The organism is Bradyrhizobium sp. STM 3566, from assembly GCF_045571445.1.
GTDB lineage: Bacteria > Pseudomonadota > Alphaproteobacteria > Rhizobiales > Xanthobacteraceae > Bradyrhizobium > Bradyrhizobium vignae.
In genome coordinates, this window is sequence record NZ_CP120692.1 from 5657426 (window position 1) to 5680611 (window position 23186).

General features: G+C 64.7%; 26 protein-coding genes and 1 pseudogene. 15 read left to right on the plus strand and 12 right to left on the minus strand.

Annotation, left to right across the window (positions count from 1 at the left end):
- The first annotated feature begins 4 nt into the window (after nucleotides 1-4).
- The 3 genes from P6U27_RS27385 (at nucleotide 5) to P6U27_RS27395 (ending at nucleotide 2915) form a co-directional block, all read left to right on the plus strand.
- On the plus strand, nucleotides 5-586 hold the full coding sequence (locus tag P6U27_RS27385; protein ID WP_129146255.1) for an NUDIX domain-containing protein: 582 nt from the start codon (nucleotides 5-7) through the stop codon (nucleotides 584-586).
- Between the two features lie 171 nt (nucleotides 587-757).
- A complete protein-coding gene (locus P6U27_RS27390) occupies nucleotides 758-1687 on the plus strand; it encodes a glycine/sarcosine/betaine reductase selenoprotein B family protein (protein WP_129146256.1) in 930 nt (309 codons plus the stop codon).
- A gap of 34 nt (nucleotides 1688-1721) precedes the next feature.
- Entirely contained in the window at nucleotides 1722-2915 is a 1194-nt protein-coding gene (locus tag P6U27_RS27395; protein ID WP_129146257.1) for a CaiB/BaiF CoA-transferase family protein, read from the plus strand.
- A gap of 8 nt (nucleotides 2916-2923) precedes the next feature.
- Here the strand turns inward: P6U27_RS27395 and P6U27_RS27400 are convergent, their stop codons facing one another.
- Nucleotides 2924-3484: a TetR family transcriptional regulator gene (locus P6U27_RS27400; RefSeq protein WP_122404758.1), complete on the minus strand. Its 561-nt coding sequence runs from the start codon at nucleotides 3482-3484 to the stop codon at nucleotides 2924-2926.
- 103 nt (nucleotides 3485-3587) lie between these two features.
- On the opposite strand from P6U27_RS27400, the gene P6U27_RS27405 reads away from it, so the two are divergent.
- Nucleotides 3588-4013, plus strand: coding sequence for a Tautomerase enzyme (locus tag P6U27_RS27405; protein WP_407192845.1), 426 nt, complete (start codon nucleotides 3588-3590; stop codon nucleotides 4011-4013).
- A gap of 55 nt (nucleotides 4014-4068) precedes the next feature.
- On the opposite strand, the gene P6U27_RS27410 is transcribed toward P6U27_RS27405, so the two are convergent.
- Nucleotides 4069-4833, minus strand: a complete 765-nt coding sequence (locus P6U27_RS27410; protein ID WP_129146259.1) for an SOS response-associated peptidase — start codon at nucleotides 4831-4833, stop codon at nucleotides 4069-4071.
- Nucleotides 4834-4896: 63 nt separating this feature from the next.
- Here P6U27_RS27410 and P6U27_RS27415 point away from each other — a divergent pair, with 63 nt between their 5' ends.
- The 5 genes from P6U27_RS27415 (at nucleotide 4897) to P6U27_RS27435 (ending at nucleotide 7860) form a co-directional block, all read left to right on the plus strand.
- Nucleotides 4897-5406 (plus strand): hypothetical protein, encoded by a 510-nt coding sequence (locus tag P6U27_RS27415; protein WP_129146260.1) that lies wholly within the window; start codon nucleotides 4897-4899, stop codon nucleotides 5404-5406.
- A 9-nt stretch (nucleotides 5407-5415) separates the two neighbouring features.
- Nucleotides 5416-5850: an NUDIX hydrolase gene (locus P6U27_RS27420; RefSeq protein ID WP_129146261.1), complete on the plus strand. Its 435-nt coding sequence runs from the start codon at nucleotides 5416-5418 to the stop codon at nucleotides 5848-5850.
- Between the two features lie 45 nt (nucleotides 5851-5895).
- Nucleotides 5896-6273, plus strand: a complete 378-nt coding sequence (locus P6U27_RS27425) for a TIGR02301 family protein (protein ID WP_129146265.1) — start codon at nucleotides 5896-5898, stop codon at nucleotides 6271-6273.
- A 192-nt stretch (nucleotides 6274-6465) separates the two neighbouring features.
- On the plus strand, nucleotides 6466-6732 hold the full coding sequence (locus P6U27_RS27430; RefSeq protein WP_122404764.1) for a hypothetical protein: 267 nt from the start codon (nucleotides 6466-6468) through the stop codon (nucleotides 6730-6732).
- A gap of 327 nt (nucleotides 6733-7059) precedes the next feature.
- The gene (locus P6U27_RS27435) at nucleotides 7060-7860 is read left to right on the plus strand and encodes a toll/interleukin-1 receptor domain-containing protein (protein WP_129146262.1); all 801 of its coding nucleotides are present in this window, start codon (nucleotides 7060-7062) and stop codon (nucleotides 7858-7860) included.
- A 180-nt stretch (nucleotides 7861-8040) separates the two neighbouring features.
- Here the strand turns inward: P6U27_RS27435 and P6U27_RS27440 are convergent, their stop codons facing one another.
- From P6U27_RS27440 to P6U27_RS27460, 5 genes are all read right to left on the minus strand, one after another.
- Nucleotides 8041-8361, minus strand: a complete 321-nt coding sequence (locus P6U27_RS27440) for a cupredoxin family copper-binding protein (RefSeq protein WP_122404766.1) — start codon at nucleotides 8359-8361, stop codon at nucleotides 8041-8043.
- Nucleotides 8362-8369: 8 nt separating this feature from the next.
- On the minus strand, nucleotides 8370-8903 hold the full coding sequence (locus P6U27_RS27445) for a DUF4142 domain-containing protein (protein ID WP_122404767.1): 534 nt from the start codon (nucleotides 8901-8903) through the stop codon (nucleotides 8370-8372).
- A 90-nt stretch (nucleotides 8904-8993) separates the two neighbouring features.
- On the minus strand, nucleotides 8994-9683 hold the full coding sequence (locus P6U27_RS27450; RefSeq protein WP_164937270.1) for an RNA polymerase sigma factor: 690 nt from the start codon (nucleotides 9681-9683) through the stop codon (nucleotides 8994-8996).
- Nucleotides 9684-9796: 113 nt separating this feature from the next.
- On the minus strand, nucleotides 9797-10666 hold the full coding sequence (locus P6U27_RS27455; protein WP_129146264.1) for a sulfurtransferase: 870 nt from the start codon (nucleotides 10664-10666) through the stop codon (nucleotides 9797-9799).
- Between the two features lie 239 nt (nucleotides 10667-10905).
- Nucleotides 10906-12240 carry a dihydroorotase gene (locus P6U27_RS27460; protein WP_129146269.1) on the minus strand — a complete coding sequence of 445 codons (1335 nt, stop codon included), beginning with the start codon at nucleotides 12238-12240 and terminating at the stop codon, nucleotides 10906-10908.
- 101 nt (nucleotides 12241-12341) lie between these two features.
- On the opposite strand from P6U27_RS27460, the gene P6U27_RS27465 reads away from it, so the two are divergent.
- The 6 genes from P6U27_RS27465 (at nucleotide 12342) to P6U27_RS27490 (ending at nucleotide 19003) form a co-directional block, all read left to right on the plus strand.
- A complete protein-coding gene (locus tag P6U27_RS27465; protein ID WP_129146268.1) occupies nucleotides 12342-13223 on the plus strand; it encodes a folate-binding protein YgfZ in 882 nt (293 codons plus the stop codon).
- Nucleotides 13220-13846 (plus strand): DNA-3-methyladenine glycosylase I, encoded by a 627-nt coding sequence (locus P6U27_RS27470; protein ID WP_129146267.1) that lies wholly within the window; start codon nucleotides 13220-13222, stop codon nucleotides 13844-13846. Before P6U27_RS27465 ends, P6U27_RS27470 begins: the two co-directional genes overlap by 4 nt.
- Nucleotides 13843-14457, plus strand: coding sequence for a YfbR-like 5'-deoxynucleotidase (locus P6U27_RS27475; RefSeq protein ID WP_122404773.1), 615 nt, complete (start codon nucleotides 13843-13845; stop codon nucleotides 14455-14457). The genes P6U27_RS27470 and P6U27_RS27475 overlap by 4 nt, the downstream gene beginning before the upstream one ends.
- 141 nt (nucleotides 14458-14598) lie before the next feature.
- A complete protein-coding gene (locus P6U27_RS27480) occupies nucleotides 14599-15105 on the plus strand; it encodes a tyrosine phosphatase family protein (protein WP_122404774.1) in 507 nt (168 codons plus the stop codon).
- Between the two features lie 175 nt (nucleotides 15106-15280).
- Nucleotides 15281-16249: an NrtR DNA-binding winged helix domain-containing protein gene (locus tag P6U27_RS27485; RefSeq protein ID WP_122404775.1), complete on the plus strand. Its 969-nt coding sequence runs from the start codon at nucleotides 15281-15283 to the stop codon at nucleotides 16247-16249.
- A 51-nt stretch (nucleotides 16250-16300) separates the two neighbouring features.
- Nucleotides 16301-19003, plus strand: coding sequence for a DUF2339 domain-containing protein (locus P6U27_RS27490; protein WP_209294952.1), 2703 nt, complete (start codon nucleotides 16301-16303; stop codon nucleotides 19001-19003).
- Between the two features lie 27 nt (nucleotides 19004-19030).
- Here the strand turns inward: P6U27_RS27490 and P6U27_RS27495 are convergent.
- The 5 genes and pseudogenes from P6U27_RS27495 to P6U27_RS27515 form a co-directional block, all read right to left on the minus strand.
- Nucleotides 19031-19177: pseudogene (locus P6U27_RS27495) on the minus strand (methyl-accepting chemotaxis protein); the annotation flags it as partial.
- Between the two features lie 200 nt (nucleotides 19178-19377).
- Nucleotides 19378-19623, minus strand: a complete 246-nt coding sequence (locus P6U27_RS27500) for a DUF6894 family protein (protein WP_122404778.1) — start codon at nucleotides 19621-19623, stop codon at nucleotides 19378-19380.
- A gap of 160 nt (nucleotides 19624-19783) precedes the next feature.
- Nucleotides 19784-20383, minus strand: a complete 600-nt coding sequence (locus P6U27_RS27505) for a hypothetical protein (protein WP_122404779.1) — start codon at nucleotides 20381-20383, stop codon at nucleotides 19784-19786.
- Between the two features lie 113 nt (nucleotides 20384-20496).
- On the minus strand, nucleotides 20497-21483 hold the full coding sequence (locus tag P6U27_RS27510; protein WP_122404780.1) for an MDR family oxidoreductase: 987 nt from the start codon (nucleotides 21481-21483) through the stop codon (nucleotides 20497-20499).
- Between the two features lie 210 nt (nucleotides 21484-21693).
- Nucleotides 21694-22944, minus strand: coding sequence for an MFS transporter (locus P6U27_RS27515; RefSeq protein ID WP_122404781.1), 1251 nt, complete (start codon nucleotides 22942-22944; stop codon nucleotides 21694-21696).
- Nucleotides 22945-23186 lie beyond the last annotated feature (242 nt).

A 23186-nucleotide genomic window follows, 5' to 3' on the forward strand; every position in this document is an offset into this window, starting at 1 on the left:
AGCCATGACCATTTCCGACCGCGTCCGCATCAGGGACGTCCGCGTGCTCTCCGACAATTGGACGCCCCTGAAGGAGACGACGTTCGACTACCGCCGCGCCAATGGCGAGTGGCAGACGCAGCACCGCGAGACCTATGAGCGCGACAACGCCGCAGCCGTGCTGCCCTACAATCTTGCCCGGCGCACGGTGATCCTGGTGCGCCAGTTCCGCCTGCCGGCGTTCATCCGCGGCTACGACGATCTCTTGATCGAAGCGGCCGCCGGCGTGCTGGACAATGCCTCGCCCGAGGAGCGCATCCGCGCCGAGGCCGAGGAGGAAACCGGCTATCGCCTGCATCACGTCCACAAGGTGTTCGAGGCGTTCATGAGCCCGGGCGCCAACACCGAGAAGCTGCATTTCTTCGTCGCCGAATACGAGCCTGAGATGCGGGTGAGCGACGGCGGCGGCCTCGAGCACGAAGGCGAGGACATCGAGGTGCTGGAGCTTCCCATCGACGAGGCATTGGCGATGATCGCCGACGGCCGCATCATCGACGCCAAGGCGATCATGCTGCTGCAATACGTGGCGCTGCATGTGTTCAGGTAAGGAACCTATTCGCACGCAAGGTGCAGACCCTTCTGCCCTCGTGGGAGAGGGTCAGCAATACCGATGCCGACCAACTTCATCTGCAATTCTGTCCTGCGTCAGCTCGCCCCCCGTTGAGCAACGCCAAAACTACCTCTAGTCTGGCGCCAACCAAGAACCAGGAGACGCGCCATGTCCGCTCCGCGCGACGACGAATTCGGCTTTGCGCCCGACCACGACTCCCCTGTTCCCTACATGCAGCGCACCCGCGACTATTACGCAGCGATCGGCTACACCACGCCATATCGCTGGGCGCATTACACGGAGGCGCCGTTCCAGCCGCTGAAGAAGCCGCTGGCCAAGTCACGTGTCACCATCATCACGACGGCCGCGCCTTACGATCCGGCCAAGGGCGACCAGGGGCCGGGCGCGGCGTATAATGGCAGCGCGAAGTTCTATCAGGTCTATGACGGCGACACGTCCAGGCAGCACGACCTGCGCATCTCCCACATCGGCTACGACCGCAAGCACACGTCGGCGACCGACAGCGGGACCTGGTTTCCGCTGCCGCAGCTTTTGAAAGCATCCGCAGCAGGCCGCATCGGCGAAGTCGCGCCGCGCTTCTTCGGCGCGCCGACCAACCGCAGCCATCGCGTCACGCTCGACACCGACGCGCCGGAGATTCTGTCGCGCTGCCTGGCCGACAAGGTCGATGTCGCGGTGCTGGTGCCGAACTGCCCGGTCTGCCACCAGACCACGGCGCTGGTGGCGCGGCATCTGGAGCGCAACGGCATTGCGACCGTGATCATGGGCTGCGCCAAGGACATCATCGAGCACGCGGCGGTACCGCGCTTCCTGTTCAGCGACTTCCCGCTCGGCAATTCTGCCGGCAAGCCGCACGACGTCGCCTCGCAGGCGCAGACGCTCGAGCTCGCGCTGAGACTGCTGGAGAGCGCCAGCGGCCCACAGACCACGATGCAATCGCCGCTGCGCTGGAGCGAGGACGCCTCCTGGAAGCTCGACTACAACAATGTCGCGCAGCTCTCGCCCGAGGAGCTGGCGCGCCGCCGCGCCGAATTCGACAAGCAGAAGGAGATCGCGCGCGGCAACCGCGCCGCCTGACGTCGTCCAACAACAATAATCGAGGGAGAGCGAGGTGACGCGACCGTTCGAGGGCGTGAAGATCCTGGACTTCACGCAAGTGCTGGCCGGCCCCTATGCGAGCTATCAGCTCGCGCTCTTGGGTGCAGACGTCATCAAGGTCGAGCGGCGCGAGGGCGAGGACATGCGCCGCACGCCGCTCTCTCGCGAATGGGCCGAGCGCGGGCTGGCACCGGCGTTCCAGGCCATCAACGGCAACAAGCGCAGCCTGACGCTCGATTTGCAGAAGCCGGAGGCGATCGCGATCGTGAAGAAGCTCGCGAGCCAGGTCGACGTCGTCATGGAAAATTTTCGCCCGGGCGTGATGGACAAGCTCGGCATCGGCTACGAGGCACTGTCGGCGATCAATCCAAAGCTGATCTATTGCGCGGTCTCCGGCTTCGGCCAGACCGGTCCGGACCGCCTGCGGCCCGGCTACGACGGCAAGATGCAGGCGCTGTCGGGCATCATGGCCATCACCGGCCATCCCGAGACCGGGCCGACCCGCGCGGGCTTTGCGGTCTGCGACGTGCTTTCGGGCGCCACGGCGGCGTTCGGCGTGTCGAGCGCGCTCTACCAGCGCGACCGCACCGGCAAGGGGCAGCTCATCGACGTCTCGATGCTGGAGGCGACGCTGGCATTTCTCTCGGGCCAGATCGCGGACTGGTCGGTTGCCGGCCATCGTCAGCAGCTTTCCGGCAATCAAGCGGTGAGCCGCAAGACCACCGCGAACCTGTTCAAGGCCGGCGACGGCCACATCCTGCTCGCGGTCAACAACGAGAAGCAGTACCGCGCGCTGATGTCCGCGCTCGGCCGCGAGGACACGCTGAGCGACCCGCGCTTTGCCGACTGGTTTTCGCGTAACGAGAACGAGGGCGCGCTGCGCGCCATCATTGAGGAGGCGCTCGCGAAGAAGCCTGCACGCGAATGGGAGACGATTCTGGAAGACGCCGGCGCGCCCTGCGCCAGCATCTGGAAGGTCGAGGAGGTCATCGACCATCCGCAAATCAAGGCGCGCGGCGCGATCCAGGAGCTCGACACGCAATACGGCCGCCTGCGCTTTGCCGGCAGCGGGTTCAAACTCGCCCATGGCGGCGGCAGGCTGGACCGGATGGCGCCGGAGCTGGGCGCGGATACGGATGCGGTGCTGGGCGAGCTCGGATTTGACGCGGCGGAGATTGCGGCGCTGCGGGCGCGCGAGATCGTCTGAGGACTAATTTAGATTGCCTTCGCCGCGACCTTCGCGGCGGCGAGGATCTCGCGCCTGACGGCGTCATCCTTCACCGCGCGCGCCATGTCGGCCGCGCCTGTCAGGATCGCAAGCAGCGCGATCGCCCGCTGCCGCGCATGCGTGCCGCGAAAACCCTGCGCGACGAGGTCCGCCAGACGCTCCAGCTCTCCCTGATAGACGGCGCGCGTTGCGGCGTCCGAGCGCGCAACGTCAGAGGAAAAGCTGGGGAGTGCGCAGGCCTCATCGAGGCCGACCTCCATCCGCTCACCCAGATAGAAATCGACGAACGGATCGCGCCAACCGCTGCCGTGCTGCGCCTGAAATTGCGCGATGCCGCCGCGCAGGAAGGCGAGCCCGTCCGCTACCGCAAGCCGGAACGCATCCGCCTTGGATTCGAAATGGGCGTAGAACGCCCCCGACGTGAGGCCCGCACCCTTGGCGAGCGCGTCCACGCCGGCGCCGCCGAATCCACCGGTGCGGAAGCCGCGCCCGACCGCATCCGCCAGCCGCGCGCGCGCGTCACCGTCGCTCTTCTTCGGTCGTGCCATCGGTCACCTCTCGATAGCGATCGTTATATTACGCTTGACGGGATAACGATCGTTATGTTTTATATAACGACCGTTATGTTACGGTTCAAAGGGAAACCTCTCTATGCCCATCCAGATCATCGTTCCCGAAGGCGCGCTGACGCCGGCCGCAGAAGCCGAGGCGTTCGGCAAGCTGACCGAGCTGCTGCTGCGTTTGCACGGCCTCACCGGCAACCGCTTCATGACGCCGAACGTCATCGGCGAGGTGACCGTGGTGCCGAAGCGGCGCACCTATTCCGGCGGCAAGCCCGCCGACATCGCCGTGTTCGAGCTCAGGGTGCCGTCATTCGTGCTGCCGACGCAGGAGATGAAGGACGCCTGGATCTCCGAGGGCACGACCATCCTCGAGAAGGCCGCCGAGGGACGCATCAAGCGCGAGCACATTTTTGCAAATGTCAGCTACGCCGTCGATGGCGGCTGGGGCATTGGAGGCGAGGCCTATAGCAACGCAGCGCTCGGATCGGCCGTCGCAGCGGCTTGCGTCAAATAATTGGACGGACGGTGGGCGCGGCGTGTTGCGCGCCATTGCCCACCGGCATCGCTGTTCAGAACAACGACCCTTGCCCGTCGTCTGATGACGCAGCAGCAACTTTCCTCGCCACCTTCTTGGGCTTGGCAGCTTCTGCCTCCGCCTCCATCTGCTCCGCGCTGATCGGCAAGAGCAGCTGCTCGTCGTCGTTGGCGACGCGGTTGACGCGGCTGGAGACCGGGTGCCAGGCGAATTCGCCGATACGCGGGGCGCTCATCAGCGGCAGGATCGCATCGACCTCGTCGCCGCTGACGTCGAGCCAGCGCTCGAAATCGCGCGGGCTGATGGTGACGGGCACGCGGTCATGAAGCGCGGCGAGATCCTCGCCCGCCGCCGCCGTGACGATCGCGACCGTATCGAGCTCCTCGCCGTTCGGCCCGAGCCAGGTTTCGAACACAGCGGCAAAGCCGAGCGGCGCGCCGTCAGCACGGTGGATGAAGAAGGGCTGCTTGCGGCCGCCCTCCGACTTCCACTCGTAATAGCCGTCGGCCGGGATCAGGCCGCGCCGGCGACGAATCGCGTTCTTGAAGGCGGGCTTCTCCAGCACCGTCTCGGAGCGGGCGTTGATCAGGAGCGTAAAGCCGCGGGGATCCTTGACCCAGCCCGGCAGCAGGCCCCAACGCATCAGGCGGAAATGGCGCGCCCCGTTCTCGGCCAATACGACCGGAATCGGCTCTGTCGGGGCGACATTGTATCGGGGCGGGAAATTCGGCTGCTCGACATAGCCGAACAGTTGCCGCAAAGCCGCGGGGGCCGAAGTTATGACGAAGCGTCCACACATACCAGGGTATCTATATAGGGTCCGTTCAGGTCCTTTTAACCCCAAAAGCTAACACTGCGGCAGATGAGCTCAACGGCCTCCAAACCCGCGCGCACGCATGTACAGACGGGCCCTGAGGTCGAGGCCTGGGCCGAACGGCTGCGCGTGGCCAACATCAACCCGCGGACCGGGCTTGCCACCGACTATCTCAACCATTTCAATGAAGCCGTGATGCTGCTCGAAATGGTCCCTGATATGCCCGAATGCGCCGAAGACTTCCTGACCTGGACGCCGCTGTCCTATGCCGAGCATTTCACGGCCTCGAATTTCAAGGCGCGGGACCTCGCCATCGAGGCCTATGAGAAGGCCGATCCCGACGTCCGGGCCCAGTTCGACCACATTACGGATACCATGACCTCGATCCTGACCGCGGTGGGTTCGGCCATGCGCGAGGTCGAGAAGGACACGACCCGCGTCCGCCTCGCCGAGCAGGCCGCGCTCTGGGTCAAGCCGCTGATTGCGGCCTGCGGCGGCATCATCAATGGCGGGGCGGAAGCCGACGTCGACACCATCATGGCGAATTCGGCCGGATAGGTGACGAGATTGGCCGCGGTCGTCCAGCCCACCCATCCCCAGCTTGCGGTCAGCGCGGCCATCTTCCGCGACGGCAAGGTGCTGCTGGTCCGCCGCGCCCGCTCGCCGGCCAAGGGATTCTATTCGCTTCCGGGCGGCCGGGTCGAGTTCGGCGAATCGTTGCATCAGGCCTTGAGCCGCGAGGTCGACGAGGAAACCGGGCTCGAGATCGAGATCATCGGCCTCGCCGGCTGGCGCGAAGTGCTGCCGGCCGCAGCCGGCGCCGGCCATTACCTGATCATGTCTTTTGCCGCCCGCTGGACGGCGAAGGAACCGGCCTTGAACGACGAGCTCGACGATTACCGCTGGATCGTGCCGGATGCTCTTGGCAGTCTCTGCGACCTCAAGCTGACCGGGGGGCTGGAGGAAGTTATCCTGTCCGCTCACCGGCTGCTTGGCGCCTGACGGCCCGCCTTGCGCCAGCCATCCCAAGGGGGCATACAGCCGCCGATGTCGACGCGACCTCTGGCCATTTTTGCCCTGATTGTTGCCTGCGCCGCCGGGCCCGCCGGGGCCCAGGACGTGGCGGCGCCGTTTGACGCCGATTTGCAGCGGCTGGCCGAGATCCTGGGCGGGCTGCACTATCTGCGCGGCATCTGCGGGACCAATGAGGGCAACAAATGGCGCAACGAGATGCAGGCGCTGATCGATGCCGAAACTCCCTCCGGGGAGCGCCGCACCCGCATGATCGCCGGCTTCAACCGCGGCTACAACGGTTTTCAGCAGACCTACCGCAGCTGCACGCCGGCCGCGACGGTGGCGATCCGCCGCTACATCGAGGAAGGCTCGAAGATCTCGCGGGATCTCACGGCGCGCTACGCGAACTGAGCTCTCTCTACTCGTCATTCCGGGTTCGCGCGGCGCACGCCGCGGAATCACGCAGTGCGGGAACCCTGTCATCGATTTTGTTCATAGCCGTTAACCGTTCTTAAAGATGTGGCCTAGCCGTCGTTAACGACCGTGCTACACCTCTCGCACAGCGCATCGCCGTGGATCGCGCCCCAGCCCTGATCGAGTTTCATGAGCCAGCCGATTTCCTACGCCCCCGCCCGCGCGCCGCTGCCCGATCACGAGCAGAAAAAGGCTGCCCTGAACTATCTCAACGAGGCCTGGGCCGAGGCTCGCCATGACGGCATCGATGGTGATTGCCTGGCGCAGGCGAGCCTGTTCGCGGCATTGGCCGAGCTCGTCGGCACCTATGGCGAGGACGCGGTGGCGAAGTTCGTCGAGGGCTTTCCCGGCCGCATTCGCAACGGCGAATTCTCGGTCGGCATCTCCAGGCAGTAAGTCTGTCGAAAATCCCCGCCACGTGGGCGGGGCCAGTTGGCGGATGAATGACTTTGCGAAAGTCGTCGCGAAGTCTGCCGCGATTTATCGCATGAAAGCCGTTCCCCGCGGACAAGCATTAGTCTTGCAATGAGCGGGAAATGTTCTTGATACGATCAGGAATTCCCCCTTCCATCACGGTGCGATCCTTGAGCGTCGCCTTCATGTTGAAATGAAATTCGGCCGTTGTGGATACAGCGCGTTCAGCGATGCATTCTTTCTGGCTGAACCGACTTGCATACGCTACCATAAGTTTTTCATCGAATTTTTTCCCGACGAGCTGAGTCCATGATCAAGCGTCTATTCTTGTCTTATGCCTCGGACGACAAGGACCTGGCTCGCGATCTTGAGCGCAGCCTGAAGGCCCACAAATTGCCGGTGTGGCGGGATGAACACAGCATCAGCCCAGGCGCGAAATGGTTTGACGACATTGAAGACGGTATTCGCGATTCCCGTGGTGTCGTCGTTCTCGTCACCGAGGCCAGCAGACGTTCGGAATGGGTCACCTACGAATATTCGCTTGCAAGGGGCGCCGGCATCCCGGTGATTGCAATCCTCGTGGAAGGCACAGCAATTCCGACTCCGTTGCGATCATTTCACGCCGTGAAGCACGAAAATCCCGACAAGGTCGCGGAGAAGATCAAGAAGGCACTTAGAGACCAATCACGCGCCATCGGACGAGACCGCGCATCATCCGCCCCCGTCCTTATGGCGAAATTTCAAGAGGAGAATGGCGACCCCATCCGCGCGACCAAGGGCAAAACACCTGAACTCTGTATGGAGATGTGGTTGGAGCAGGTCCCCAAAGAAACGAAAAGCGTCGCATTCGAGATTCCGGATGACGGGATCGGGGACAACAAATGGATCGCAAAGCGCGCATCGACCCGGCCTACGGCACGGGAAAGAGCATTTCTGTGCGATGACATTCAGCTCTATGGCGACGTCGAAGTATGGGCCAGCGGAATTGGCAAGGGACCGGGAAAATGGTCCGGCTCCTGGCGCCTCTACGAAGCCTTGATGCACTACTATCGCAGCCGATCGTACAGTCCCGGCGTTCGCGCAGCGCTCAAGCAAATCCGGCTGAACTAAAGCGCGATGAGATTTGGATGAATCGTCATCGCGCTTTAGCTTGTTGTTTACGCATGATCTTTCCGGAAAACCGCTTCGCACTTTTCCGAATCATGCTTTAGCGCATCACCCGGACAAGCATTTGTCTCGCGATCGCCGGGAGATGTTCCCGCTGCAATCGCGAACGCGCTCCTTTCCTCCTCAAGGCTCGACCTTGAGCATCGCTTTCATGTTGGGATGATAGCGGCAGTAATATTCGACCGTTCCAGCCTTCTTCAGAACCGACGCCGCCGATTTGTTCGGCGGCAGCGTCACGTCGAAATCGCCGTTCCTCGCGGTCGCGGTATGAGCGAAGACGTCCTTGTTGACCCATTGAATGGTATCGCCCACCTTCGCCGATATTTCGGCCGGCGAGATCACGAGATTCTCCATCGTGATCTCTATGGTCGCGGCGTCTGCCGGGACGACCATCGTCAGGAAGACGACTGCAAGCGCGGTTGAAGCGAGACGTCCCGGCATCATCCCATCTCCTATTTCAGCTCGGCCGCGACATGTTCGGCGTGCTGCTCATGTCCCTGGAAGATCTTCAGGCCGGTCTGCAGCAGGTTCTTCAGCTCGGCATTGCTGGCGGACGGAATGAGCTGGGTTTCGAGGGCGCCGTTGACCGTCTTGTGGTAGGCGACTTCGTTCGCGACATAGGCCTTGTCAAAGGCCGCGCCGCTCAGCTTGTCGAGCTCGGCTAGCTTCTCGCTGGCCTGCTTCGACAGCGCCTTGCTGGTGTCGTTGTCTTCAGGCGTGACGTTCAGCTTCTTGACCAGCGCGAGCGCCTGCTTGTTCACGGCCTCGTGGTCGCGCACCATGTCCTCGGCAAACGCCTTCACATCCTTGTTCTTGGCTTTCTTCATCGCCTGCTTCGCCGCGTTGATGTCGATCACGCCGGCGGTGTAGGCGATATGCGCGATCTGCGGATCGGTGAGCTTATCGGCCGCACGAGCGCCCTGTGGCAGCACGGGACTCGACAGCAGAACGGCGGCGGCGATTGCCGCGCTCGATCGGATGAACATGGCTTGATCCTCCTGTGGTGCCGGACGTTTGGCCGGCACGTTGCTTCACAGGAGTTGGATGGACATTTCGCGCAAACGTTCCCGAAAACTTCAGGCTCCGAACCCGAGCCGCTTCAGCACAGCCTCGGTCAAGTGCTCACATCGTCGCCCGGCGAAGGGGAACGCATCCATAACCACCGGGCCGATCTCCTTCTCGACGTTCTCGCGCAGCATGGTGCGAGCGCGGTGCAGCCGCGTCTTCACCGTTTCGGGCTTCACACCGAGCAGATCGGCGGTCTCATCGACCGTCATCCCCTCCATGACCCGGGCGACGAAGACCATGCGGAAGACATCCGGCAATTCGTCGATGGCGCGTTCGACCACACGCTGGATTTCACGCTGGGCCATGGTCCTTTCCGGATCGCCTGGAGGAGAAACAGGGAATTTGATGATCTGCGCCTCGAGCGCCTGTTCCGGCACCGCGCCGAGCTCGACATGCGGTCTGGCGCTGCGTGCCCGGCCAAGTGCCTCGTTGATGGCAATGCGCGACAGCCAGGTCGACAGTCCGGACTCGCCGCGAAAGCCGTCGAGATGGGTGAATGCGCGGACATAGGTTTCCTGCACCACATCCTCGGCCTCGCTGTCGCTGCGCAGGATGCCTCGCGCGAGGCGGTAGAGCCTGCGGTTATTGGCCTGCATGATCTCGCGCAAGGCGGTCTCGTCCCGGCGCCGCGCCCGGTCGACCAGCGCGGCTTCCGAAGTCCTGGCGCCCGCCGACAGGCCGGCTGCGGTCCCTGGCATGGCGGTTTCCTCGTCTCCATTGGTTCCGGCCATTGGATGCAGGGCCAGGGGAAAGGTTCCCGATTTTGTTTACTCGTGGCTCTTACCCTCCCCGGAGGCCAAGAGCCGCCCCCTCAATCCGTCTCGATCGGCAGCGCCGGGTCCCTTGCCCATTCGCCCATCGAGGCATCGTACAGCGTCAGCTTGTCGTAGCCGAGTTGCGTCAGCAAGAAGAGGTCGATCGTGGCCGAGATGCCGCCTCCGCAATAGAGAATCACCGTCTTGTCGCGCGTGATCCCCCGGGCCGCGAACTTCGCTTGCGCATCTGCAAGGCTCGTCAGCGTCTTGTCGGCATTCACGAGCATGGCTGCAGGAACGTTGACGCTGCCGGGAACGCGGCCCGGCCGGCCGTAGCGGCTCGGATCGAGGCCGCGATGAAACTGGGGCCCGAGCGCGTTGACGATGACAGTCGAGGGATCGCCGATCCGCCCCTTCACGACATTCCTGTCGACGAAAAAGCCCGCGCGCGGCGCCGCCTTGAAGGTCGTGGCTGGATAGCCCCTCGGTGCGCCCGTCTCAATCGGCCGCCCCTCCTCCTTCCATTTATCGAAGCCTCCGTCGAGCACACGGGCATCGACGCCGAGCGAGCGCAGCATCCACCAGAACCGCGTTGCCCACATCATGGTCCCGATGCTGTAGAGCACGATGGTCTTGCCCGCATCGAGGCCATGGCGGCCGAAGGCAGCCTCCAGCTGGGCCACATCGGGCATCATGAAGAAGTGTCGCGACGAGGTGTCGGAGAACTCACCTTGCAGGTCGAGGAAATCGGCGCCGGGGATGTGGCCAGCCGCGAACGTCTTGTCGCCGGGCACCGCACGATAGGGCACGTCGCTGCCCGGCGGGACTGGTTCGTTGTACGTCGTGCAGTCGTAGAGGCGGAGATCGGGATCGTCGAGCATCGCGGCGAGTTGCTCGGTGGTGATGAGGGCGGCTGGCTGGGACATTGTCGCCTCGCGTTACAAAGCCGTAGCCCGGGTGAGCGTAGCGAAACTCGGGGACGTCTCAAGCAGAATCACGCCAAGGCGACGTCCCGCATATCGCTGCGCTCGTGCGGGCTACGGGTCTCTCCCCTCATTGCGAGCGCAGCGAAGCATCCAGAATCTTTCCGCGGCGGGTTTCTGGATTGCTTCGTCGCAAGGGCTCCTCGCAATGACGGGATAGTGCGTCGTCCCCCGCCAGAAGCTTACTGCTTCAGCGTCTCCAAAAACCGCACCGGCTCGCCCTGCGAGGGCGTCACCAGCTCGCCCTGCCACATCACGCGGCGGCCGCGGATGAAGGTGCCGACGGGCCATCCCGTGACGCGGACGCCGTCATAGGGAGTCCAGCCGGCTTTGGACGCGACCCATTCGTTGGTGATGGTCTCGCTACGCTTCAGGTCGACGATGGTGAAGTCGGCATCGTAGCCGGCAGCGATGCGGCCCTTGCAGGCCATGTTGTAGAGGCGTGCCGGACCGGCGCTGGTGAGATCGACGAATCTTGCCAGCGACAGGCGTCCGGCGTTGACGTGATCGAGCATGATCGGCACCAGCGTCTGCACGCCGGTCATGCCCGAAGGCGAGCCCGGATAGGTCTTCTGCTTCTCTTCCAGCGTATGCGGGGCATGGTCTGAGCCGAGCACATCGATGATGCCCTGCTCTATGCCGCGCCAGATGCCGGCGCGATGATCGGCCCCACGTACCGGCGGGTTCATCTGCGCGAGCGTACCGAGCCGCTCGTAGCATTCGGGCGCGACCAGCGTGAGATGGTGCGGCGTCGCCTCGCAGGAGGCGACGTCCTTGTGGTCGCGCAGGAACTCGATCTCTTCCTTGGTCGAGATGTGCAGCACGTGGATGCGCTTGCCCGTCTCGTGCGCGAGCTTGACCAGGCGCTGCGTCGCCATCAGCGCCGCGCTCTCGTCGCGCCAGACCGGATGCGAACGCGCATCGCCCTCGATGCGCTGCGATTTGCGCTCGTTGAGGCGGTACTCGTCCTCGGCGTGGAAGGCGGCACGGCGGCGGATCACCTGGAAGATGCGGCGCAGGCTCTCGTCGTCCTCGACCAGCAGCGCGCCGGTGGACGAGCCGATGAAGACCTTGACGCCGGCGCAGCCCGGTGCGCGCTCGAGCACCGGCAGGTCCTGCACGTTCTCGCGGGTGCCGCCGATGAAGAAGGCGAAATCGCAATGCATGCGGTGATGGGCCCGCTTCACCTTGTCGGTGAATTCGGCCTCCGTCACCGTCAGCGGCGCGGTGTTCGGCATTTCGAACACCGCGGTGACGCCGCCCAGCACGGCGCTGCGCGAGCCGGTCTCGAGGTCTTCCTTGTGCGTCAGCCCGGGCTCGCGGAAATGCACCTGCGTGTCCATCACACCGGGCAGGATGTGCAGGCCCTTGCAGTCGATCACCTCGGCGGCTGAGCCTTGCGACAGCGGGCCCAGCTCGGCGATGCGACCGCCCGCGATTCCGATGTCGCGAACACCCTCGCCGTCCTGGTTGACCACGGTGCCGCCCTTGAGAATCACATCGAAACGCTGGCTCATGGCTGAAGGCCTCTCTCATCCCCAAGCGCAGGGCTCGAGGTCTTGTCGTTTATGCGTTGCGGGCTTACGTTCCGGAGCAACATGTCGCAAGAGATTTTCGCATGAAATCGGCGTTTCTTCCCGACCGGGGCGTGGTCAAGGTCGCGGGCGAGGATGCGCGCAACTTCCTCAACGGCCTGGTCACGACCGACGTCGACAGGCTGAAGCCCGGCCTGGGGCGATTCGGCGCGCTGCTGACGCCGCAGGGCAAGATCATCGTTGACTTCCTGATCACGGAGGCGCCCGCCGGTCACGGCGGCGGGTTCCTGATCGACTGCCCGAAAGCGCTGGCGGACACCCTCGCCACCAAGCTCAAATTCTACAAATTGCGCGCCAAGGTCACGGTGGACAACCTTTCCGACGATCTCGGTGTGCTCGCGGCCTGGGACGGCCGCCCCGCGGTCCAGCCCGATCTTGCCTTCGCCGATCCGCGGAACGACGGGCTCGGCACCCGCATCCTGATCCCGGAACATCTCAAGCAGAAGCTGTCCGACCTCATCGGCGCCGAGCTGGTCGATGGGGCCGAATACGAGGCGCACCGTATCGCGCTCGGCGTGCCGCGCGGCGGGCTCGATTTCATGTATAGCGATGCGTTCCCGCACGAGACCAACATGGATCGACTCGCCGGCGTCGATTTCGACAAGGGCTGCTATGTCGGCCAGGAGGTCGTCTCGCGGATGCAGCATCGCGGCACCGCGCGCACCCGCAGCGTCAAGGTGCTGCTCGACGGTCCTTCCCCCGAAATCGGCGCGACCATTCTCGCCGGCGACAAGCCTGTCGGCACGATCGGCTCGACGGCCGGCGGCAAGGGCATTGCCTTGGTGCGGATCGACCGCGTTGCCGATGCGCTCGACGCGGGTCAGCCGCTCACCGCTGGGGGGCTGAGTTTGACGCTCGCTGAACCGGACACCGTTCGAATTCCAGCCAAGCAGCCCATCGCATGAGCCGCGCTCCCCGTCTGCATCCGGATGGTCTGACCCGCTGCCCCTGGCCGGGCGAAGATCCGCTTTATGTCGCCTATCACGACACCGAATGGGGCGTGCCGGAATATGACGATCGCGCGCTGTACGAGAAGCTGATCCTCGACGGCTTCCAGGCCGGCCTGTCCTGGATCACGATCCTGCGCAAGCGCGACAATTTCCGCAAAGCCTTCGACGATTTCCAGCCGGAGAAGATCGCGCGTTACAATTCCAAGAAGATTCACGCGCTGATGAACGATGCCGGCATCGTGCGCAACAAGGCCAAGATCGAAGGCGCGATCCTGAGCGCGAAGTCGTATCTCGACATCATGGAGAAAGGCCCGGGCTTCTCGAAACTGCTGTGGGACTTCATGGACGGACAGCCCAAGGTCAACCATTTCAAGACCAGTGCAAGCGTGCCGGCCTCGACGCCGCTGTCGGTGCAGATCTCCAAGGAGCTGTCCTCGCGCGGCTTCAAATTCGTCGGCCCGACCATCGTCTACGCCTTCATGCAGGCGACCGGCATGGTCAACGACCACCTGGTCGACTGCCACTGTCACGCGACCTGCGGCAAGACGCAGCGCAAGCCCCGCCTCAAGGCCAGATGACGGCGAAGAAAGCGGCGCGCGACGAGGAGGCCCGCGCCTGGCAGCGCATGCTGTCGGGCCGGCGGCTCGATCTGCTCGATCCCTCTCCGCTCGACATCGAGATCGCCGACATCGCCCATGGGTTGGCGCGGGTGGCGCGCTGGAACGGGCAGACCCTTGGCGCGCACATCTTTTCGGTCGCGCAGCACACGTTGCTGGTGGAGACCGTGCTGCGGCACGAGATGCCACGTGTCGATCAGCGCGTGCGGCTCGCAGCCCTGCTGCACGATGCGCCCGAATATGTGATCGGCGACATGATCTCGCCCTTCAAGGCCGTACTCGACGGTCATTACAAGGCGGTCGAGAAGCGACTTCTCGGCGCCATCCATATCCGGTTCGGGCTACCGCCCGTGCTGCCGGAGGAGATCACGCAATCGATCAAGGCTGCCGATCGCGGCGCCGCCTACCTCGAAGCAACCGAGCTCGCCGGTTTCAGCGAGAGCGAGGCGCGGCGCCTGTTCGGCAAGGATCCCGGCCTACCCGACAGCGTCCGGCGCGACTATCTCACGCCCTGGACCGCGGCGCGGGCCGAGAAGCAGTTTCTGGAGCGCTTTGGCGCGGTGCTCGCGTAGCATCATCCCTTCCTGGAGGGGGCAAAGCGGAAGCGTGCCCACCAAACTAGATGCGCGCGACTGCGACATGGTGGGCATGGCGCGATGCGCCTTTGCCCACTCTACAAGCGCTCGCTATAATCGCCGGCAAAAAGGTCCGCCATGATCCACGTCTGTTCCCTCGCCGCGCTTCCCGAGACTGTCCGCACCACAGGCGCCAGCCATGTGCTGACCGTGATGGCCAATGTCGAGCAGGTCGCGCGCCCGGTGTCGGTGCTCCCCGCCAACCACCTCAAAGTGTCGATGGACGACATCACCGAGGAGATGGACGGCTTCATCGCGCCATCGGAGACGCATATTGAGCAGGTGCTGAACTTCGTGCGCGGCTGGGACCGCAGCGCGCCGCTGGTGGTGCATTGCTATGCCGGCATCAGCCGCTCCACCGCGAGCGCGTTTGCGGCCGTGTGCGCGCTCAATCCCAATCGCGACGAGATCGAGATCGCCAGGAAGATCCGCGCGGCCTCGCCGATCGCCTCACCCAACCGGCGCATCGTCAGCCTCGCCGATCGTGCACTCGGGCGCAACGGCCGCATGCTGCGCGCGCTCGACGAGATGGGCCCCGCTGCGATGATGGTGGAGGGACGCCCCTTCGTGATCGAGCTCGAATGAGGCGGGAGTCGAATAGCAGCCGCGACGGAACTGCGCGCGTTCTGATGCGCAGATGCATCCACATCGTCATGGCCGGGCTTGTCCCGATCATCCACGAGCTTTCCCGCGGCCCGAAGAACGTGGATGCCCGGGACAATCCAGGACATGACGTGGCAACACCTGCAAGCCTAACCGCATGAGCGACACGCAGCTGACGCCGATCGAGATTGGCCTCACCGCCGCGATCGTCGCGATCGAGGATCACGAGCCGCTGATCCTCACCGCGCGCGGTGCTGACGGGCTTGCCGGCCTGCCGTTCGGTCCGTTCGACGCAGTGAGCCATCGCACCTTCGAGATGGGCCTGCGCGCCTGGGTCGAGCAACAGGCGGGCCTGCGGCTCGGCTATGTCGAGCAGCTCTACACCTTCGGCGACCGCGGCCGTCATGCCGAAGCCGGCGACACCGGCGCGCACATGGTGTCGATCGGCTATCTCGCGCTGACGCGCCCCGTGGACGGCGAACTCGCAGCAAACGCGGCGAGCTTCGCGCCATGGTACCGCTTCTTCCCCTGGGAAGACTGGCGCGAGCAGCCGCCAGAGATCATCGCCCGCGACATCATCCCGGCGCTGACCAAGTGGGCCGAGGAGGAGACGCCGGAGACGACACGCGCGCTGCCGAGGAAGGACCGCGTGAGGTTCTATTTCGGTCTCGACGGCGCGCCTTGGGACGAGGAGCGCGTGCTCGACCGCTACGAGCTCTTGTACGAGGCTGGGCTGATCGAGGAGGCGCGGCGGGACGGCCGTCCTGCGGCATTAGCGCGCAAGTCGCTTCCTCCGCTCGGGACCTCGATGCGGTTCGATCACCGCCGGATTCTCGCCACGGCGATCGCGCGGCTGCGTGCAAAACTGAAGTATCGTCCTGTCGTCTTTGAACTTTTGCCAGCTGAATTCACACTTACCGAATTGCAACACACGGTGGAGGCGATCTCCGGCCGGCATCTGCACAAGCAGAATTTCCGCCGCCTGGTCGAAATGGAAGCCTTGGTCGAACCGACCGGGGTGATGTCGACACAGACGGGCGGACGGCCGGCGGCGCTCTACCGCTTCCGCCGCGAGGTGCTCCAGGAGCGGCCCGCACCGGGCTTGCGCGTACGCTCCCGGCGCTAGATCCTGATATTTGTGGTACCGGCCCCTGCCCGCCGGTTACCTGGAGGCTTCATGTTCGACGGCCCGTTCGACGTCTTGGCGCTGATCATTGCGATCATCGCCTTCCTGATCGCGATCAAGGCGTCCAGCCAGGCGACCGAGCTGCGCCGCCGGCTGAACTTGCTCGAAGAGAAGTTTCACGCGCTGCGGCCTGTGCAACCGCCGCCGCTGATGCCTGCGCAGGTGCAGGCTGAAGCGCCCGCGACGACCACAGCCGCTGAGCCGCCGCCGCTTGCGCCGGAAGCCGAAACGGCACCGCCTGCGCCCATCACCGAAGATGTATCACCGCCTCCGCTTGAACCGGGCACGGGCGCCGACGCGCCGCCTCGCGTAACGGAAGCGGCGCCAGGGTTCGAGGAACGCCTCGGCACCCGCTGGGTGGTGTGGATCGGCGGACTTGCGCTCGCGCTCGGCGGCTTCTTCATGGTGCGCTATTCGATCGAGGCCGGGCTCCTCGGCCCCGGCGTGCGCGTGCTCCTCGGCGGCCTGTTCGCGGCTGCACTGCTGGGCGCCGGCGAATGGACGCGGCGCAAGGAGAGCATCTCCACCGTCCAGGCGCTGCCGATCGCCAATATCCCCGCGATCCTCACCGCAGCCGGCACGGCAGTGGCGTTCGCGACCATCTACGCGGCCTACGCGCTCTACGGCTTGCTCGTGCCGGCGACGGCTTTCGTGTTGCTCGGCATCGTTGCGATGGGCACGCTGGCCGCAGCGCTGCTGCATGGGCCCGCGCTGGCCGGCCTTGGCGTGGTCGGCGCCTTCGTGACGCCGATCCTCGTCTCCAGCGGCAAGCCGGATTATTGGGCGCTCTATATTTATCTTGCGATTGTGACCGCCGCGAGTTTTGGTCTCGCCCGCATCCGGCTCTGGCGCTGGCTTGCGGTCACGACCATTGCCTTCGCTGTGCTCTGGATCTTCCCGGGTCTCGATACGGAAGAGTTACAGGTCGCGCCACACGCCTTCCATGTGATCGCGGGCTTCGTACTCGCCGCACTGCTCGTGGTGTGTGGCTTCATGTTCGGACCCAGCTTCGAGGACGGCGAGATCGAGCCGGTCTCGTCGGGCGCGTTCGGCGCTTATCTGTTCGCTGCGATGCTGGTCGTGCTATCGAGCGCACATGCGGATCTCGCGCTGATCGCCTTCACGCTTCTCGTCGCGGGCACGCTGTTCGTCGCCTGGCGTGCGCCAGCGGCCACGGGCGCCCTCGGCGCCGCCGCGGCGACCGTCTTCATCGTGTTCGCCGAATGGGCGGTGCGCGCCAATCCCGACATGCTGGTGCTGCCGGGCGGCGCCATGCCCGGCATCGGACCGACCGCGATCGACAGCGCGGTGACGCTGCATCTGGTGGCGGCCGCGATCTTCGCCGCCGGCTTCGGCATCGCCGGCTTCCTGGCGCAAGGCCGCTCGAACTCGGCGATCATTCCGGTCGTGTGGTCCGCATCTGCAGTCGCGACGCCGATTGCGATCCTGGTGGCGCTCTACGCGCGTATCGCTCATCTCGACCGCTCGATCCCGTTTGCAATTCTCGCGGTACTGCTCGCCGCTGCCTTCGGCGCGGCGACCGAAGCGCTCACGCGCCGCGAGACCCGCCCGGGTATGGCGATCTCCACGGCCCTGTTCGCGACCGGCACGCTCGGCGCAATGGCGCTGGCGCTGACCTTCGCGCTGGAGAAGGGCTGGCTGACGATCGCACTGGCGCTGATGTCGCTCGGCACCGCCTGGATCTCGTTGCAGCGGCCGATTCCGTTCCTGCGCTGGCTCGCCGCCATCTTCGCCGGCCTCGTCACCGCGCGCATCGCCTACGATCCCCGCATCGTCGGCGATGCCGTCGGCACCACGCCAATCTTCAATTGGCTGCTGTGGGGCTACGGCCTGCCGGCGGCATCGTTCTGGGCCGCGAGCATCTTCCTGCGCCGCCGCGCCGACGATGCGCCGCTGCGCATGGTCGAGACCGCCGCCATCCTGTTCACTGCACTGCTTGCTTTCATGGAGATCCGGCACTTTGCGACCGGTGGCCGCATGACGGTGGCGCCCTCGCTGCTCGAGTTCGCGCTGCAAGCCTGCGTCACGCTGGCGATGGCGATCGGGCTGGAGCGCCTGCGGCTGCGCAGCCGCAGCATCGTGCACAATGTCGGCGCGGTCGTGCTGACGGCGATCGCCGGACTCGTCAGCGTGTTCGGCCTCTTGATCCTTGAAAATCCGCTGCTGTGGCGCACCGACGTCGGCGGCGCGGTGTTCAATCTGCTGCTGCTCGGCTACGCGCTGCCGGCGGTGCTGCTGCTGCTGCTGTCCTATGCCGTGGTAGAACAGCGTGGCAAGGTCTACGCCAATACGATTGCTGGTTGCGCGCTCGTGTTCGCGCTCGCTTATGTCACACTGGAGATCCGCCGCTTCTATCACGGCTCGATCCTGTCTACCGGACCGACCACGGGTGCCGAGCAATACACCTATTCGATCGGCTGGCTCGCTTTCGGCGTGGTGCTGCTCGGCGTCGGCATCCTCGTCAATTCGGAACGGGCGCGGCTGGCATCGGCCGCGGTCATTGCGCTGACGATCCTGAAGGCCTTCGTCATCGATATGTCGACGCTGACCGGCGTCTATCGTGCGCTTTCGTTCATGTGCCTCGGCGTCGTGCTGGTCGCGATCGGCTGGCTCTACCAGCGCATCCTGTTCCGGCGACAGGTCGCACCGCCGGCTCCGCAGACGGGATCGTAAACGTCAGGCGAGATGCTCACCTCTTCACGCGGTCTGCTCGGCCAGTGCCTTGACTTCGGAGGCGACGACGGCAAAGCCGCGGCCGGCTTCGCCTGCGCCCGCCGCCTCGATCGTCGCGTTCAGCGCGAGGAGGTTGGTCTGGCCCGCGATGGTGTTGATGAGCTCGACGACGTGCACCTGTGCCGACGCAGCTCCGGTCTCGCCGGCGCCGCGCTGGATTTCGCTGATGTTCGCCGAGACTTCGGAGGTGCCTTGCGCGGCGTGCTGGATGTTGCGAGAGATCTCCTGAGTCGCCGCCCCCTGCTCCTCCACGGCCGCGGTGCGCGAAGGGAAATGATCTCGTCATCGTTGTAAATTGCAGCTTCAAGTCGGATCTAGGATGCCTTGCATCCGACCGCCTCACCGACGAGGCTGATTCGAAAGACCGGCTTCTTGTTCTCGTCGAGCAGCTCCATGCACCACGCGGCGTTCGGCTTCAGGCTGCGCGCGATGCCGCCGAGCAGATTGGCGCACACCTCGGTCATCTCGGTCCAGGCGGCTGCGCGATCCTCGAACTCGTACGGCAGGTCGGCGGCGCCGGAATAGCGGCCGGTGCTGATGCGGAAGAAATAGAGCGACATCGTTGAACCCTTGCGTGGGACCGCCCCCCGGCCGCACGCAAACTGAAGCGCGAAGAGCTACCAACGCATGAAGGCCGCCGTCCGTATGACTACGGCACGGCGGCTTCGTCGATGGACGTCTTCGACGACAAAGTGCGCGGATTGTTCCGCGCAGGCCAGCTCACTGGGTCGACCGACGCAGCTCCAGCGGGCCCTCGTTCTTCGCTGGCTCGGACTTGGCTTCGGACCTCACCGGCTCGAGCCGGCTGCTCTCGACACGCGGCGTCTCGACGCGTGCGGCGACTTCGGTGTTCGAGGCGGCGACCGAGCCGGTGTGCTCTGCGGAGCGCAGCGAGCGTGGCCGCGCCGCAGCCCGCGCCATCAGCATCTGATTGCCGCCCTGGTGATGGAAGTCGCAATAGGCGAAGCCCATGCCCGACACCGAGCCGCGGAAGCTGCGCTCGTCGGTCTTTTCCAGGTTGAAGCAGGGCTCGAACGGTATGCCCTTGATCGAGGCGCAGACGTTCTGGCCGCGGATTTGGAGGGTATTGCCGGGGAGTCGGAGATGCTTCACCGGGCCTGAGCCCGAGAACTGCACTGCACCGGCGGCGCCGAGATCGTCGAGGATGCGGCCTGCACCGCGGGTGCCGTCGAAACAGGTGAAGGCAAACACCTTGCCGGCCACGAAGCGGCGCGCCTCGTCGGCGTTCATGCTTCCGGCAATGGCCGGCGCGAACGTCGCTGCCGCCGTGACAGCCCCCAACACAATACGCGCAAGCATGCTCAACTCCGAACCAACCCCCGCAGCGGGCGATGCCTTATCTCTTTACCCGCTGCTTACCATACTAACCAAGGCAACATTGAAGCAGCTTGGTTGGTAAAGTCTGAACGCCGTTAGACAATTTTTACCACGACGCGGCCGCGGACCTGGCCGGCGAGGATTTTGGCGCCCCATCCGGGGACCTCGTCGAGCGAAATTTCCTGAGTGATTTCAGAGAGTTTCGTCCGATCCAGATCGGAGGCCAAACGCTGCCAGGCGGCTTTCCTGGGCGGAAGCGGGCACATCACGGAATCGATGCCGAGAAGGCACACTCCGCGCAAAATGAAAGGCGCGACAGAGGACGGCAGGTCCATGCCCGCCGCCAGGCCACAGGCGGCGATCGCGCCACCGTATTTCGTCATCGACAGGAGATTCGCCAGCGTGGTCGAGCCGACGCTGTCGACACCGCCGGCCCAGCGCTCCTTGGCGAGGGGTTTTGCCGGTGCCGACAATTCGTTGCGGTCGATGACCTCGGCAGCACCGAGGTGCTTGAGGTAGTCGGCTTCGGCCGCGCGGCCGGTCGAGGCGATGACGTGGTAGCCCAGCTTGGACAACACGGCGGTGGCGACCGAGCCGACGCCGCCGGCCGCGCCCGTTACCACCACGGGGCCGCTCTTTGGCGAGAGACCGTGCTTCTCCAGCGCCAGCACCGAGAGCATCGCGGTGAAGCCGGCGGTGCCGATCGCCATGGCGTCGCGCGCCGACAGGCCCTGCGGCAAGGCGACCAGCCAGTCGCCCTTCACCCGCGCCTTCTCGGCATAAGCGCCGAGATGGGTCTCGCCCATGCCCCAGCCGGTGCAGACGACCTTGTCGCCCGCCTTCCACTGCGGATGCGAGGACGCTTCGACCGTGCCGGCAAAGTCGATGCCGGCGATCATGGGGAAGCGGCGCACCACCGGCGCCTTGCCGGTCAGTGCAAGGCCATCCTTGTAGTTCAACGTCGACCATTCGACGCGGACCGTGACGTCGCCCTCCATCAGTTCGGCTTCGTCGAACTGCGCGAGCTGCGCGGTGGTGCCCTTGTCCGCCTTGTCGATCCGGATCGCCTTGAATGTGGCCACGATTACGCTCCCTGACTTTGTTTGTCGGGATTGTTTAACCGATCAGGCCGGCTGCGCAACTGGCGCTCCAATTCCGAAGTTCGCAAACCTCGTCGGCGCCACGCGAGCGAACTTCGGAATTAAGAGGAGCGCCAGCAAACACATTATATCCTAGTGCCGGTTATCGATTTGAAGTTCCTGAACGATTTCGCGGCTTGCTCTGCAGGAACTTCAAATCGCCGGCACTAGCCGTGCGACGGGTTTCTCCACGATCGGAAGGTTGATCAGCGCCGAGAGCACGCCGAACAGGATCGAGAGCCACCAGATCGGCGTGTAGGAACCGAAGCGCTCGAACACGATGCCCCCGAGCCAGACGCCGAGGAAGCCGCCGACCTGATGGCTGACGAAGGCAAAGCCGTAGAGCGTCGCAAGCCAGCGCGTACCGAACATCAGCGCCACCAGCGCGGAGGTCGGCGGCACCGTCGACAGCCAGGTCAAGCCGGAAATCGCGCCGAATGCGATTGCCGAGAACGGTGTGATCGGGAACGAGATGAAGGCGAGCGTCGCAAGCGCGCGCGTGAAGTAGATGGCCGAGAGGATGTAGCGCTTGGGCAGATAGTTTTGCAGATAGCCGACGCTGAGCGAGCCGATGATGTTGAACAGGCCGATCGCGGCGATCACCCAGCCGCCGGTTTGCGTCGAGACACCGCGGTCGACCAGAAAGGCCGGCAGATGCACGGTGATGAAGGCGAGCTGGAAGCCGCAGGTGAAGAAGCCGAGCACCAGGAGCACGTAGGAGCGGTGGCCGAAGGCTTCGGCCAGCGCCCTGGTGAAGGTCTGCTCATCCGCCGGCGTCGCGTTTGCCGTATTCGCGACCGGAGGCGTCGAGAGCGCCAGCGACAGCGGAATGATCAGCAGCATCAGGAAGCCGAATACGGAGAGCGCCTGCTGCCAGCCGAAATTATCGATCAACGCAACGCCGATCGGCGCGAACAGGAACTGCCCGAACGATCCCGCCGCCGTGCCGGCACCGAGGGCAAGGCCGCGCTTCTCGGCCGGCAAGAGCTTGCTGAACGCCGACAGCACGAGATTGAACGAGCAGCCGGCGAGGCCAAAGCCGACCATCACGCCGGCGCCGATGTCGAGCGACAGCGGCGTCGAGGAGTAGCGCATCAAGAGCAGGCCGCCGGCATAGAGCAAAGCGCCGACGCACATCACCCGGAACAGGCCGAAGCGATCCGCGACCGCACCGGCGAACGGCTGGCCCAGCCCCCACAACAGATTCTGCACGGCGATGGCGAGGCCAAACACGTCGCGGCCCCAGCTGAATTCGTGGCTCATCGGCTGCACGAAGAAGCCGAGCGCCGAGCGTGGTCCGAAGCCGAGCATGCCGATCGCGCAACCGCAAAGGATGATGACGGCCGGGCTACGCCAGTTGGAGGAACGTGAGGCCGGAGCGAGCTCGCCGATCTGTGTCGACATGGTTGTCCTCGTCTGTCATTCGCGGATCCGCAACTCAGCAGCCGCGGGAGAGCCCGTTTAATGCATCTGCATGAAAATCCCAAGTCAAAAACGGTTGCATTCCACGAGGAGCTGACGCGGGAGCATTGCGTTTCAATGCGCCCTCGCCTGGCGCATCAGCCGCGAATTGACGGGAATGTGTGCGGCAGGACCTAGCGGCACGCGGCGGCGCGTGCTATCTTGGATTTACTCATATTGAGCAT